The sequence below is a fragment of the Pseudomonadota bacterium genome, assembly GCA_016719885.1.
Lineage (GTDB): Bacteria > Pseudomonadota > Gammaproteobacteria.
Genome location: JADJYF010000005.1, coordinates 60,059 through 73,492, shown reverse-complemented (window position 1 = coordinate 73,492; position 13,434 = coordinate 60,059). Strand labels below are relative to the sequence as shown.

Sequence of the window (13,434 nt, the reverse complement as noted above, 5' to 3'; positions counted from 1 at the left end):
CAATCCGGGAGGCGCGAAGCTACCATACATGGCCGCGAGTTGCGACCGCGTTTGCGGATTTTAGCGGCGAGTTGTGCCGCTACTGCCCATTCTCGGCCGACTGCGCGAGATAGCCTTCGAGGGTCTTGGCGGCCTCCGCGGCCTGCCACTCGCCCTGGTGCAGGGTCAGCACCTTGCCGTCCCGTCCGACCACCACCGTGAACGGCAACGCGCCTATCTGGTTGCCGAGTTGGGTCATGAAACGCGCCACGTCCTGGTCGCCCAACAGCACCGGGTAGTTGATGGCGTGGTCCTTGAGGAAAGGCTGCACGGCGGCGACTTCATCGAGGGCGATGCCGACGAATTGCAGACCTTGGTCACCCAGGCGCTGCTGCAAATCGACGAACGCCGGGATCTCCTTCAGGCACGGCGGGCACCAGGTCGCCCAGAAATTCAGCACCACGAGCTTGCCTTGCCACTGCCTGAGGGGCTGCGACTTGCCGTCGACATCGACGAAGGACCAGTCGAACAGCGCGGTCGGCGCGGCCTGGGTGGCCGGCGCGGGCGCCGCGGTGGCCAGCGCCTGCGCACGTTCGAGTTGCGCACGGGCGCTGTATTGATGCACGGCATAGCCGGCCGTCGCGGCCAGCACTGCGAGGGCCGCGAAGCCAAGGTGGGAAGGTTTCATGGTCGGGTCGCGCCGAGTCGGTCCAGGTGTCCGTTGAATTCCGAGGCTTCGACGAAGCCGGTGACGCGATTGTTGCGCAGTTCCTGGCCATCGGTGAAGAACAACACCGCCGGCGGGCCGAACAGGCCGTAATGCTCGAGCAGGGCCTTGTCGTCGGCCGAACCGGCGGTCACGTCGGCGCGCAGCAATTTCAGGCCCGTCAGGCGCGGCGCGACGTCGGAATGGGCGAAGGTCTGTTTCTCCAGGTGCTTACATTCGATGCACCAGTCGGCATAGAAATCGAGCATCACCGCCTGACCGGCGCTGCGCGCATCGGCCAGCTGCTGCTCGACGGCGGCCAGCGAATCGACCTTGACGAAGGCCGTCTCGGCGGTGGTCGCGGCATTGGCGCGCGCACCGGCGAGCGGCGCCAGCGGCTGCAGCGGATCGTCGCCGCCGGCGGCCGCGCCGATCACGAGCGTCACGCCGTACACCAGGCTGGCCAGGCCCAGCCCTTGATTGAAGCGCTTCCATCCGCTGGCGTGCTCCGCATGGCGGTCCAGGGCGCCGAGAAACACGGCCGAACCGATCAGCAGCAGCGCCCACAGCGCCAGCGTCGCCGGGCCCGGCAGGATGCGCGACAGGAACAGGATGGCGACGCCCAGGAACACCACGCCGAACACGCGCTTGATGTTCTCCATCCACGCGCCGACCCGTGGCAGCAGGCCGCCGGCCGAAGTGCCGAGCGCGATCAAGGGCAGGCCCATGCCGAGGCCGAGCGCGAACAGCGCGCTGCCGCCGACCAGCGCCGAGCCGGTCTGGCTGATGTAGGCCAAGGCGCCAGCCAGAGGCGGCGCCACGCACGGTCCGACGATGAGCGCCGACAAGGCCCCCATCACGCCGACCCCGACATAGCTGCCGCCGCGCTGGGCGCGGCTCATGCGATCGAGACGGGTCTGCAGCGCGGCCGGCAATTGCAGTTCGTAGAAGCCGAACATCGACAGCGCCAGGGCCACGAACAAGAGGCTGAAGGCGACCAGCACGGCCGGCTTCTGAAACGCCGCCTGCAGGTTGTGACCGAGCAGGCCCGCCGCCACGCCGGCCATGGCATAGGTGGCCGCCATCGCCACCACGTAGACCGAGGACAGTGCGAATCCGCGCATGGCGCTGACCGGCTGCTGCTGACCGATGATGATGCCGGACAGGATCGGCACCATCGGCAGCACGCAGGGCGTGAACGCGAGCAGCAGGCCGAGGCCGAGGAAACTCACCAGGGTCAGGGCCAGGGAACGGTGTCCGAGTTCGGCGGTGATGCGATCGGCGGCGCCTTGCTCGCCGCGCGCGGCCGAGGCGTCACCCTGGCTGTTCGCCGCCTGGCCGCCATCGCCACCGGCAACGCTGCCATTGGCGGCGGGCGCGGCGCCCTCGGCCTCGCCGCTGAAGGCGACTTTCTTCTTGATTGGCGGGTAACAGATGCCGTCCTCGGCGCAGCCCTGGTAGCGGACCTCGGCCTCCAGCATCTCGCCGCCGGCCGGGCGCGCGCTGATGGGCACGCTCACCTCTGCCGCATGCTTGAAGATCTTGACCGCGCCGAACTCCGGGTCCTGCTTGGTCTCGCCTTCCGCAAGGCGCGCCTCGCCGAGCACCAGGCCTGGCGTCGCGGCCGTCACCTTGAACTTGTCGCGATACAGGTAATAGCCCGGTTGAATGTCCCAGCGCAGCACCAGGCGGCCGTCGGCGGCGCTGCTCTCGGTCAGGACGAAGGCCTGGTCCGGCGGCAGGAAATCACGCTGACCGGCGAGCTTTTCCGGCTTGGCCAGCGCGTCGAGCTGGTCCAGCACGCCCGCCGGCGCGGCGCCGGCGAACAATGCCAGCAGCAGCATCAACAGGGCGAAACGGCGTGGTTTATCCATTGCAAATAGGCTTCCGACCCGGATGCGATAGGGACTGCTATCACCTCGGGGAGTTCATAGGGGTGCTCGCTCAACCACAGCTGTTCGAGCGCGGCATAGGCGCCGGTGGTGGTCTTGGCCATCAGCACGATTTCGTTGGCGCGCTCCAGCGCACCTTCCCACACGTATACCGATTCCGCGCCGGGCAGCATGGTCACACAGGCCGCGAGACGCTGGCTGACGGCCGCTTCCGCCAGCCGATTGGCGGTCTCGCGGTCCGGGACCGTGCACAGGACGACGATGGCGGTTGCGCTGACGGTCATCGCAGGCGACCTTCGAGGGGCATGCTGCTATTGTAATCCGCCGCCCCGGCCCCAGCTAACCTGTCCATGCCCGTGTTCGTCATTCTGCTGCTGCTCTTCATCGGCCTGCCGACGGTCGAGATATACGTGCTGATCAAGGTCGGCCACGAAATCGGCGCGCTGTGGACCATCGTGCTGTTGTTCGCGATAGCGGCGCTGGGCAGCGCGCTGTTGCGACTCGAGGGCCTGGCTACCTTGCGCAAGGTGCAGGCCGCCATGGCGCGCGGCGAAGTGCCGACCGCCGCCATCCTCGACGGCCTGGTGCTGGTGGTGGCCGGCGTGTTGATGGTGACGCCGGGCTTCGTCACCGACCTGTTCGCCTTCCTGTTGCTGCTGCCGCCGCTACGCCGCGTGGTCGGGAACGTGCTGGCGGGTCGACTCATGATGCGCGTGCAAGGCCACGCCGCTGGTGGTCCCCGGGCATCCGGTCCGCAGGTGCTGGAAGGGGATTACCGGGTGGAGCGGGATCCTTGATGACCGGGCGACGGGTGGCTCCCCCCCCCCCCCCCCACCTGTGGGTCGACTTCCCTGACATCGCTGCCGCTGCATGAATCGGCCCCTGGGGCGCATGTGCGAATGAATTCGCATCTACAGGGCGCTGAGCTTGGCCGCCGCGGCGCGCAAGGTGTCGTCTTCCTTGCAGAAGCAAAAGCGCACGTAGCGCTGCGCCGGCGGTGACTGGTAGAACACCGACATCGGTATGGCGGCCACGCCGATGTCCTTGGTCAGCCACTCGACCATGCGCATGTCGTCGAGGCTCGACACCGCACTGTATTCGGCGAGCTGGAAAAAGGTGCCGGCGCTCGGCGTCAAGCGAAAACGTGATCCGGCCATGGCGGCCAGGAACAGGTCGCGCTTGCGCTGGTAGAAGGCCGGCAACTGGTCGAGGTGTTCGGGATGGTGGGCCATGAAATCCGCCAGCGCATATTGCAGGGGCGTGGCGGTGACGAAGGCCACGAACTGGTGCACGCGTTTGAATTCCACCATCAGGGCCGGCGGCGCCACGCAGTAGCCGGTCTTCCAGCCGGTCACATGAAAGGTTTTGCCAAACGAGAATATCGCGTAGCTGCGCGCGGCGAGGCGCGGCACGCGCAGCACGCTGCAATGGGGCTGGCCGTCGAACACCAGGTGTTCGTAGACCTCGTCGGAAATGACGATGAGGTCGTGCCGTTCGGCGATGTCGAGCAAGGCGCGCAGATCGTCCGCGTCCAGCACGCTGCCCGAGGGATTGTGCGGTGAGTTGACCATGATCATGCGCGTGCGCGGCGTGATCGCGCGCTCGACCGCCTGCCAGTCGATACGATAGGCGGGCGCGGCGAGCACCAGGTGCACCGGCACGCCGCCGGCGAGGCGCACCGCCGGGTCGTAGCTGTCGTAGACCGGGTCGAACATGATGACCTCGTCACCTGGCCGCACCACCGCGTGCACCGCGCAGAAGATGGCCTCGGTCGCACCGGGCGTGACGGTGACCTGGGTGTCGGCGTCGATGCGGTGGTCGTAGAAGCGCTCGACCTTGGCGGCCACCTGCGCGCGCAGCGGGGCGATGCCGGCCAGCGGCGCGTACTGGTTGTGGCCATGCGTGGTGTACCAGGCAAGGCGCTCGGTCAGCGCCGCCGGACCGTCGTAATCGGGATAGCCCTGCGACAGGTTGATGGCGCCATGGTCGGCCGCCATCTGCGACATGATGGTGAAGATGGTGGTGCCGACATCCGGCAATTTGCTGATCAGACGCGGCGTGCTGCTCATGACGGTGTATGAAACTTTGATGGACAATGCCGCGCAGGCGGCGCGCGGCGAATTTCGAGTTTCACCGCCACGGCGCGATAGATCAACCGCGATGGCGAAACGCGACACCTGTGGAATGACGGCATGAACGAACTGGCGGCACTGCCCGCGATACTCGGCGACGACACCGCGCGCCTGCTCGAGCGCTTCGACGACGCGGCCGGCGCGGCGGCGGCCGACGCGCTCGCCGGCGACCTGCGCGCGCGCCTCGGGGCGGCCTTCGCCAAGAGCCTGTTCGTGGCCGAGTACGCCATTCGCCGGCCGGCCGAGATGCTGGCCATGATGGCCGCGCCCGACCTGGGCGTGGCACGCACGCGGGCAGACTACGACGCGCTGCTCGACGCCGCGCTCGCGACTTGCCACGACAGCGCCGCCGCCAAGTCCGCGCTGCGCATTCTGCGGCGCGCCGAAATGGTCCGCATCGCATGGCGCGACCTCGAGCTCGGCGTCGACGTCGATACCATCATGGGCGAACTCAGCGCCTTCGCCGACGCGGTGGTGACGCGCAGCGTGCGCTTTGCACAGGACGCACTCGCACCGCGCTTCGGACGCGCCTGTGACGAGCACGGCCAGCCGCAAAGCCTGCTGGTGCTGGGCATGGGCAAGCTCGGCGGCGGCGAGCTCAACTTCTCGTCGGACATCGATCTGCTGTTCATCTACGAGAACGACGGCGAAACCCGCGGCGGGCGCAAGGACATCGAACACCAGGAATATTTCGACCGCGTCGGGCGCGAGCTCATCGGCCTTTTGAATGACAAGACCGCCGACGGCTACGTGTTCCGCGTCGACATGCGCCTGCGTCCTTTCGGCGACAGCGGGCCCTTGACCAGCAGCCTGGCCGCCATCGAACACTACTACGCGCTGCATGGGCGCGATTGGGAACGCTATGCCTTGATCAAGGCGCGCGCGCTGTGCGGCGACGAACGCTGTCGGCTGGCACTGGAAGCGCTGGTGAGACCGTTCGTGTTCCGACGCTATCTCGATTTCGGCGCGCTCGACGCGCTGCGTGAAATGAAAGCGCTGATCGATCGCGAGACCAGCAGCACCGCGCTCAATGACAACGTCAAGCGCGGACGCGGCGGCATACGCGAAATCGAATTCACCGGCCAGCTGTTCCAGTTGACGCGCGGCGGCCGCGAGGCGCGCCTGCGACAGCGCGCCCTCATGCCGACGCTCAAGGCGTGCGCGGAACTCGGCCTGCTGGAAGCCGACGAGGTGGCGACGCTCAGTGCCAGTTACCGCTTCCTGCGCATGGTCGAACATCGTCTGCAGCAGGTGCGCGACGAACAGACCCACAGCCTGCCGCGCGACGATAAGGAACGCGCGCGCATCGCCTTCGCCGCGGGTTTTGCCGACTGGGATGCGCTGCAGGCCGAATTGAACCGCCATCGCCACGCCACCCGCGCGCTGTTCGCGGCGCTGTTGAAACCGGCCGGCGCGCCCGATGAAGACGCCGCCGCCAGCGTCAGCGTGTGGGAGAGCCTGTGGCAGCAGGCCAGCGAAGACGAGCCGCTCGGCGCGCGGCTGGTGGAACTCGGTCGCGCCGACAGCGCGGTGCTGGCTGAGCTGGTGCTCGCGCTCAAGGCCGAACGCTTCCAGGCGCGCTTGAGCCAGCACAGTCGTGCGCGCCTCGATCGCATCATGCCCACCCTGCTCGAGTGGGCGTGCACGCGCGCGCTCAAGGACGAAACCCTGCAACGCGTGGCCGCGCTGCTGCGCGCGGTGGCGGGCCGCAGCGTGTATCTCGCTTTCCTGGCCGACAACCCCGATGCGCTGGCGCGCCTCATCGAACTGTTCGCGGCCAGCGGCTGGATCGCGCAGCAGATCACCCGTCATCCGCTGCTGCTCGACGAACTGCTGGACGCGCGCACGCTGTACGCGCCACCCGACCAGTCACGACTGCACGCACTGCTGGCCGAACAACTCGGCGAGGCGGTCGATCTGGAAGTGGCGATGGAAACGCTGCGCACGTTCAAGAACAGCCAGGTGCTGCGCGTGGCGGCCAGCGACATCACCGGCCAGTTCCCGATAGCCGAGGTCAGCAACCAGCTCACCTACATCGCCGAGGCCTGCGTCAACGCCGCGCTCGCGCTGGCGTGGCGCGATCTCGTCGCGCGCCACGGCGAGCCCGGCTGCATCGAGGGCGACAGGCGCCGCACGGCGCACATCGCGGTGGTCGCCTACGGCAAGCTCGGCGGCTGGGAGCTCGGCTACGGGTCGGACCTCGATCTGGTCTTCCTGCACGACAGCCACGGCGAGGATCAGCGCACCCAGGGCGAGCGCGCGGTGGAGAACAACGTGTTCTTCAGCCGCCTCGTGCAGCGCCTGATCCACATCCTTGCCACGGTCACGCCGTCCGGCGCGACCTACGAGGTGGACACGCGTCTGCGGCCCAGCGGCGCGGCCGGTCAGCTGGTCACCAACTGCGAAGCTTTTGCCAGCTATCAGCTGCGCGAAGCGTGGGTGTGGGAACACCAGGCGCTGGTGCGTGCGCGAGCGATTGCGGGTGATGACAGGCTCGCCGCGCGCTTCGGCGACATCCGTGCCGAGGTGCTGGCGCGGCCGCGTGATGGCGAGGCGCTCAAGCGCGACATCGTCGAAATGCGCGAGCGCATGTGCAAGGAGCTCGATCGCGGCAATGCCGCGAGCTTCGACTTGAAGCACGGGCCCGGAGGTATTACTGACATTGAATTTATGGTGCAATACGCCGTCCTTCGGTGGGCCGGCGCACATCCGTCGCTGCTCGCCTGGACCGACAACCTGCGACTCCTCGAGACTATCGCTGACCTGGGTTTGCTGCCGGCCACGCTGTGCCGCGGCCTGCACGATGCCTATTTCGCCTATCGTGCCGAGCTGCACCGCTGCGCCTTGCAACAGATAGACGGGCTGGTGGATGCCCACGTGTTTCAAGCGCAGCGCCAGGAAGTCCGCGAGATCTGGAACACCGTCTTAAGTCCGCAAGCACACGCAGGAGAGAGCACATGAGTTACGCCGATCGCGATGGAGTGATCTGGATGGATGGGGCGCTGGTCCCGTGGCGCGACGCCAACGTCCATGTATTGACCCATTCGCTGCATTACGGCGTCGGCGCGTTCGAAGGCATCCGCGCCTACAAGACCGCCAAGGGCACGGCCATATTCCGCCTCGACGATCATGTGAAGCGCTTCTTCGACACCTGCCACATTCTCGAGATGAAGATGCCCTTCACGCACGAACAGGTGGCCGAGGCCTGCATCGCCAGCGTGCGCGAGAACAAGCTCGAAACCGCCTATATCCGCCCGCTGGCTTTCTACGGCTCGGAAGGCATGGGCCTGCATGCGCAGAATCTCTCCACCCACGTGGCGGTTGCCGCGTGGTTCTGGGGCGCCTACCTCGGCGCCGATGCGCTGACCAAGGGCATCCGCATCAAGACCTCGTCCTACACCCGCCACCTCGTCAACAGCGTGATGGCCCACGCCAAGGCCTGCGGCAACTACATCAATTCGATCCTCGCGCTGCAGGAAGCGGCGCGCGACGGCTACGACGAAGCGCTGCTGCTCGATGCCGACGGCATGGTGGCCGAGGGCAGCGGTGAGAACATCTTCATCGTGCGCCGTGGCAAGCTCTACACGCCGTCCCTGACCTCGGTGCTGGAAGGCATCACGCGCGACACCGTCATGCAGATCGCGCGCGAGGAAGGCATCGAGGTGGAAGAGAAGCGCATCACCCGCGACGAGGTCTACATCGCCGACGAATGCTTCTTCACCGGCACCGCCGCCGAGGTCACGCCGATCCGCGAACTCGACAATCGCCAGATCGGCAAGGGCTCCATCGGGCCCATCACGCAGAAGCTGCAGGGTATCTACCTCGACCTCGTCGAAGGCCGGCGCAAGTGCCCGCCGGAGTGGCTCACACTGGTCAAATGAAACGCGGCCGGCGCGCGGTGCTGCCATGAATCGCGCGCTGGTGGTGTGGCAATGGACCGACGGCAAACGCGGTCACGAACGCCAGTGCGAGGGTTTGCTCGAAGCCCTCGCCGCCCGAACTCCCCTCGAACATCATCGCCTGCCGGTACCGGTCTCACCGTTGACGCGGCTCATCGACGTCGCGCGCGGCGTGCTGCCGGCGTGGCGGCATCTGCCCGCGCCGCACCTGGTGCTGGGCGCCGGGCGCGCCTGTGTGCTGCCGATGCTGGCCACGCGCCGGGCACGCGGCGGACGCACGGTCTACCTGATGCGACCGCAGCTGCCGACCGCCTGTTTCGACCTGTGCATCGTGCCGCGCCATGATGGCCTGCGCGCCGGCCCGCATGTCGAAGTCAGCGAGGGCCCGCTCAACCCGATGCGCGCGGGCGCGGAGCGCGATGCGACCCTGGGCGTGGTGCTGTTGGGCGGACCGTCCGGCCATCATGGCTGGCACACGGAGGGACTGCTCGCGCAGCTCGCCGTGTTGCTGCGCCACGCGCCGCGCATGCGCTGGGTGGTGAGCGACTCGCGGCGTTCACCGCCGGAGCTCGGCAACGCGCTGGCCGCATACCCGGGCATCGAGTTCCACAGCCATCGCGATACGCCCGTGGACTGGTTGCCCGGGCTCCTGGCGCGCGCCGCCGAGGTGTGGGTGAGCGCCGACAGCGTGTCGATGATCTACGAAGCCTTGAGCGCCGGCGCGCGCGTCGGGGTACTGGAGGTGCCGGCGCGGCGCGACGATCGCATCACCGCGATTGCGGCGGATCTGCATGCGCGCGGCCTCGTCATGAAGCTGTCCGACCAGGCCTCGTTGCGGAACCACGAGCCGCCGTTGCTGCGCGAAGCAGATCGCTTCGCCGATCTCATCCTCGCGCGCTGGCCGCTGGCGGTCACGCCGTCATGACGCGCCGGCTGACAGTCATGCAGTTGCTGCCGCAGCTCGATGTCGGCGGCGTGGAGCGAGGCACCATCCAGATTGCCGAGGCGCTGGTGGCGGCCGGCCATCGCGCGCTGGTGGTGAGCGCGGGCGGCCGCTTGGTGCCGGAACTCGAGGCCTGCGGCGCCGAGCACCTGACGCTTGCGATCGGCGAGAAGCGCCTGTCGACCCTGCGTTTGATCGGCAAGCTGCGCGGCTTGATATTGGAACATGGCGTCGACGTGGTGCACGCGCGTTCACGCCTGCCGGCGTGGATAGGCTACCTCGCGCTGCGCGCTCTGCCGGCGTCGCATCGTCCGGCGTGGGTGACGACCGTGCACGGGCCCTACAGCGTCAATCGCTATTCACGCATCATGGTCAGCGGCACGCGCGTCATCGCGATTTCGGATTTCATCCGCGACTATGTCACGCGCAACTATGCCGAGGTCGATAAGGCGCGCATCACCGTCATTCCGCGCGGCGTCGATCGCGCGCTCTACAGTTACGATTTCAAACCCGACGCGACGTGGATGGCGGCATGGCGGGCGCAGTACGGCGCGCTCGCGGGCCGCGCGCTGCTGATCCTGCCGGCACGCCTGACGCGCTGGAAAGGCCAGCTCGATTTCATCGAGATGATGGCGCTGCTGCGCCAGCGCGGGCTGGCGGTGCACGGTCTCATTGCCGGCGCCGCCCATCCGCGCAAACGTGCGTTCGAAGACGAATTGCGCGCACGCGTGGCGGCCCTGGGCCTGAACGACGACGTGAGTTTCCTCGGGCAGCGCAGCGATCTGCGCGAATTGCTGGCTGTCTCGACCATCGCCTGTTCGCTCACCACCGAGCCGGAGGCCTTCGGCCGCACCACCATCGAAGCCCTGAGTGTCGGCACGCCGGTGGTGGGTTACGACTATGGCGGCACGGCGGAGATCCTCAGCCACTGTTTCCCGCACGGCCTGGTGCCGAAGGGCGATGTGGGCGCCGCCGCCGATCGCGTTGCCGCGCTGCTCGCCGATCCTAAGCCCGTGCCGCGCGAGCATCCTTACACGGTCGAAGCGCTGCAGCGTGCGACGCTCGCGGTCTACGCCGAGGTCGCGAGCCAGGGACGCGCGTAGTCGTAACCGAAGTGATGGCGCAGGCAGCGGCGCGTGGCGGCCGCGATGAAAGCGTGGTCGTCCATGCTGTAGCCGGGCTGCGCCTGCTCGCCGTCCACGCGCACTGCGCCCGGCGGCCGCCGCGGGTCGTCGCGTGCCGCCATGCTGCGTTTATCCGACTGGGCGACACCATGTCCGATAGCGTCGCTCGACAGCTCGAGCGCGAAGAAGGCGACGACACGTGCGAGTTCATTGGTGGTCGCGGCCTGCAGGTCTTCGTAACGCAGCACCATCACGTTATGCGGCGCGCGGGCAGCGGCATCTCCCCACGCGTTCAGAAAGCGCAGCGTCCACCACAGGTCACTGTTGTAGGCGCGCCCGCGCACGTCGCCGCGCACGTAGGTGGAGAAATCGACGCCGTAACGTTGCCGCCATTTCACGTAGTTCGACGCCAGCGAGGCGCGCAGGTCGCGCACCAGCACCAGGTATTTCGGCAGCCCGAAGCGGCGTTGCATGCAGGCATGGGTCAGCAGCGGATGCGGCATCGAATGGCTGCTGATAAGGCGCGGCAGCTCCGGGTAGACGATCGGGTCCTTGGGGCCGCCGATGATGTCATTGGCGTGGTTGTAGGCCGGGGGCGGCGTACCGTATTGGTAAGATAGGGCATTGGCCAGCATGAACTTCAGCCAGTGGGTACCGGACTGGTGCATGCTCGCGATCTGGCCGACGCAGTGACGCTGGCTCAGGAGCGCGAAGTTGCCGAGACCACGGCGCCAGGCGTGGAAATGAAATCCCAGGATCTGTTGCAAACTTGGCGTCATGAGCAGGACCGTGGAGCGGGTGTCGACATAGTGGGCAAGGTGCTGGTGATCAAACTCGGCGCGCTCGGTGACGTGGTGATGGCCACGCCCTTGCTGGCGGCCATCGCGCGCCACCACCTCGATGACGAACTCACGCTCATGACCACGCCGGCCTTTGCGCCACTGTTTGCCGACTGGCGCCGCTACCGGGTGAAGAGCGTGGCCCGCCGCGGCTGGCGCAATAATCTCGAGGTAGTGACATGGCTGCGCGCAATGCGTTTCGACCGCATTTACGATCTGCAGGCCAACGATCGCACCGGCGTGTGGTGCGCATTGTCCGGCACCCGCGAGCGGGTCGGCAACCACAATCGCTATCCCTACACCCATCATCCGGCGGACGCGTGGCGCGGCCAGAGTCATATCTTCGAGCGCATGCGCGCGGTGCTGGCGAGCGCCGGCATCCATGACATCGACACACGGCCGTGCCTGCCCGCTGACTATGCCACGCGCGCGCGGGTGGCGGCCTGGTGCGCGGCGCATCCGGGCGCCGTTGCGCGGCGCGTATTGCTGCATGCGGGCGCGAGTGCGACACGCCCGGAAAAGATCTGGCCGCATTTTGCCGGCCTTGCCGCGCGGCTGGTCGCGCAGGGCATGCAGGTGGTGTGCTTGGGCGCCGAGCCGGACCGTGAGCGTAATCGCGAGCTTGCGCGCGTCGGCGGCATCGATGCGACGGGCGCCTTCGACATCGCGGCGCTGGCGGAACTCGGGCGCCACGCGCGCTTTGCCGTGACCAACGATTCGGGGCCCATGCATGCGCTGTCGGCGGCCGGCATTCCGGTGTTCGGTCTGTTCGGACCCAGCGACTGGCGGCGCAACCATGCGCTCGGCCAGGCGCAGCATGTGATCGCCTGCGATGCGCATGATTCGAACCTCGCCGCGCTCAGCGTCGACGCGGTGTGGTCACGTCTGGCTGCGGCGGGGGTGCTCGGCGATGAGCGCGGAATATAGGTCGAGATAGCGCGCAAGCACCACCTCGGTGCTGTAGAGATCGCGGAAGATCGCCAGCGCGGTGGCGGCGCGTGCGCAGGCGCGGGCATAGTCGCCGAGCGATTGCGACACGGCGACATGCAGGGCCGCGGCATCGTCACGGGCCGCGAAGCAGGCGCTGTCGTCATCCAGGATCTCGCGCGGTCCCACGGTGGGCGTGGTGACTATCGGAATGCCGCGCGCCATGGCTTCCAGTACCACGATGCCGAAGGGTTCGTCGTGGGACGGCAGCACGAACAGGTGGGCATCGCCGAGAAATCCTGCAACGTCGTCTATCCATCCCGCGAACGTGACGCGCTCGGCGATCCCCAGTCGCGAGGCTTGGGTTTGCAGACGCGAAGCTTCCGGTCCGTCACCGCCGAGTACCAGGCGCGCGTCGACGCCGTCCTTCAGGAGGCGCGCGAATGCATCGAGCAGCGCCGCGTAGCCCTTCTTCGGTACCAGGCGGCCGGCGCTCTTGATGATCCAGGGACGCGACGCGACACGGTCCACCGCGGCGATCGGCGCCATGGCCGAAAAGTTTGGGATCTTGTGGATGCGCGCGGCGCTGATGCCTTGCGCCGCGAGATGCGCTGCTTGCGCGTGGGTGGTCGGCACCAGGGCATCGATGTCGCGGTAGTACTTGGCGTCGACCAGGTTGTGGGTTTTGGCGATGGTGGGCAGACCGTCGGCGTGGGCGGCCTGACCACCGAGCAGCGCGGCGCGCGCGAGATGACACTGCACGATGGCGGGCGCAAACGCCTGGAGATGGCGAGCGATGGCGCGCCGCGCGAAAACGTCCCAATTGCCGTGGCAACGCACCGCCACGCATTCGACATTGGCGTGAGCTTGCAGATGCGACAGCGCGACGCCACGCGCGTCGCCCAGCGCCAGCACCGAGTGGCCACGCTCAGCAAGGGCCCGCGCCATATCGACGAAAAATCGTTCCGCGCCGCCGAAGCCACGCGCCAACAT

Annotated in this window: 12 protein-coding genes; 6 read left to right on the top strand and 6 right to left on the bottom strand. The window is 67.6% G+C overall.

Annotated elements, in window-relative coordinates; translation table 11 throughout:
• Positions 1 to 79: 79 nt before the first annotated feature.
• Genes IPM80_05980 through IPM80_05970 form a run of 3 tightly spaced genes read right to left on the bottom strand, consistent with a single transcriptional unit; the run spans position 80 to position 2,861 of the window.
• Positions 80 to 667, bottom strand: coding sequence for a TlpA family protein disulfide reductase (locus IPM80_05980; protein MBK8957974.1), 588 nt, complete (start codon positions 665 to 667; stop codon positions 80 to 82).
• Entirely contained in the window at positions 664 to 2,559 is a 1,896-nt protein-coding gene (dsbD, locus tag IPM80_05975) for a protein-disulfide reductase DsbD (GenBank protein ID MBK8957973.1), read from the bottom strand. Before dsbD ends, IPM80_05980 begins: the two co-directional genes overlap by 4 nt.
• Complete coding sequence (locus IPM80_05970; protein MBK8957972.1) at positions 2,529 to 2,861, bottom strand: divalent-cation tolerance protein CutA; 333 nt, start codon at positions 2,859 to 2,861, stop codon at positions 2,529 to 2,531. Before IPM80_05970 ends, dsbD begins: the two co-directional genes overlap by 31 nt.
• Positions 2,862 to 2,933: 72 nt before the next feature.
• On the opposite strand from IPM80_05970, the gene IPM80_05965 reads away from it, so the two are divergent.
• Positions 2,934 to 3,374, top strand: a complete 441-nt coding sequence (locus tag IPM80_05965; protein ID MBK8957971.1) for an FxsA family protein — start codon at positions 2,934 to 2,936, stop codon at positions 3,372 to 3,374.
• Between the two features lie 114 nt (positions 3,375 to 3,488).
• Here IPM80_05965 and IPM80_05960 read toward each other — a convergent pair whose 3' ends face one another.
• Positions 3,489 to 4,646 (bottom strand): aminotransferase class I/II-fold pyridoxal phosphate-dependent enzyme, encoded by a 1,158-nt coding sequence (locus tag IPM80_05960; GenBank protein ID MBK8957970.1) that lies wholly within the window; start codon positions 4,644 to 4,646, stop codon positions 3,489 to 3,491.
• A gap of 123 nt (positions 4,647 to 4,769) precedes the next feature.
• Between IPM80_05960 and glnE the strand changes: the two genes are divergently transcribed.
• From glnE to IPM80_05940, 4 genes are read left to right on the top strand one after another with little or no spacing between them, the layout of a single operon-like run.
• Positions 4,770 to 7,670, top strand: coding sequence for a bifunctional [glutamate--ammonia ligase]-adenylyl-L-tyrosine phosphorylase/[glutamate--ammonia-ligase] adenylyltransferase (glnE, locus tag IPM80_05955; protein MBK8957969.1), 2,901 nt, complete (start codon positions 4,770 to 4,772; stop codon positions 7,668 to 7,670).
• Positions 7,667 to 8,590 carry a branched-chain amino acid transaminase gene (locus tag IPM80_05950; protein MBK8957968.1) on the top strand — a complete coding sequence of 308 codons (924 nt, stop codon included), beginning with the start codon at positions 7,667 to 7,669 and terminating at the stop codon, positions 8,588 to 8,590. Before glnE ends, IPM80_05950 begins: the two co-directional genes overlap by 4 nt.
• A 25-nt stretch (positions 8,591 to 8,615) precedes the next feature.
• Positions 8,616 to 9,533: a mitochondrial fission ELM1 family protein gene (locus IPM80_05945; GenBank protein ID MBK8957967.1), complete on the top strand. Its 918-nt coding sequence runs from the start codon at positions 8,616 to 8,618 to the stop codon at positions 9,531 to 9,533.
• A complete protein-coding gene (locus tag IPM80_05940) occupies positions 9,530 to 10,654 on the top strand; it encodes a glycosyltransferase family 4 protein (GenBank protein ID MBK8957966.1) in 1,125 nt (374 codons plus the stop codon). Before IPM80_05945 ends, IPM80_05940 begins: the two co-directional genes overlap by 4 nt.
• Here IPM80_05940 and IPM80_05935 read toward each other — a convergent pair.
• A complete protein-coding gene (locus tag IPM80_05935) occupies positions 10,621 to 11,568 on the bottom strand; it encodes a sulfotransferase domain-containing protein (protein MBK8957965.1) in 948 nt (315 codons plus the stop codon). The two genes, IPM80_05940 and IPM80_05935, sit on opposite strands and share 34 nt — an antisense overlap.
• Here IPM80_05935 and IPM80_05930 point away from each other — a divergent pair.
• Positions 11,500 to 12,441, top strand: a complete 942-nt coding sequence (locus IPM80_05930; GenBank protein ID MBK8957964.1) for a glycosyltransferase family 9 protein — start codon at positions 11,500 to 11,502, stop codon at positions 12,439 to 12,441. The two genes, IPM80_05935 and IPM80_05930, sit on opposite strands and share 69 nt — an antisense overlap.
• On the opposite strand, the gene IPM80_05925 is transcribed toward IPM80_05930, so the two are convergent.
• Positions 12,394 to 13,434 carry a glycosyltransferase gene (locus IPM80_05925; protein ID MBK8957963.1) on the bottom strand — a complete coding sequence of 347 codons (1,041 nt, stop codon included), beginning with the start codon at positions 13,432 to 13,434 and terminating at the stop codon, positions 12,394 to 12,396. The genes IPM80_05930 and IPM80_05925 overlap by 48 nt on opposite strands.

Coding starts and splice junctions, on each gene's coding strand:
- IPM80_05970 (MBK8957972.1), bottom strand. CDS start 2,861: ATGACCGTCAGCGCAACCGCCATCGTCGTCCTGTGCACGGTCCCGGAC.
- IPM80_05960 (MBK8957970.1), bottom strand. CDS start 4,646: ATGAGCAGCACGCCGCGTCTGATCAGCAAATTGCCGGATGTCGGCACC.
- IPM80_05950 (MBK8957968.1), top strand. CDS start 7,667: ATGAGTTACGCCGATCGCGATGGAGTGATCTGGATGGATGGGGCGCTG.
- IPM80_05945 (MBK8957967.1), top strand. CDS start 8,616: ATGAATCGCGCGCTGGTGGTGTGGCAATGGACCGACGGCAAACGCGGT.
- IPM80_05940 (MBK8957966.1), top strand. CDS start 9,530: ATGACGCGCCGGCTGACAGTCATGCAGTTGCTGCCGCAGCTCGATGTC.
- dsbD (MBK8957973.1), bottom strand. CDS start 2,559: ATGGATAAACCACGCCGTTTCGCCCTGTTGATGCTGCTGCTGGCATTG.
- IPM80_05925 (MBK8957963.1), bottom strand. CDS start 13,434: ATGTTGGCGCGTGGCTTCGGCGGCGCGGAACGATTTTTCGTCGATATG.
- glnE (MBK8957969.1), top strand. CDS start 4,770: ATGAACGAACTGGCGGCACTGCCCGCGATACTCGGCGACGACACCGCG.
- IPM80_05980 (MBK8957974.1), bottom strand. CDS start 667: ATGAAACCTTCCCACCTTGGCTTCGCGGCCCTCGCAGTGCTGGCCGCG.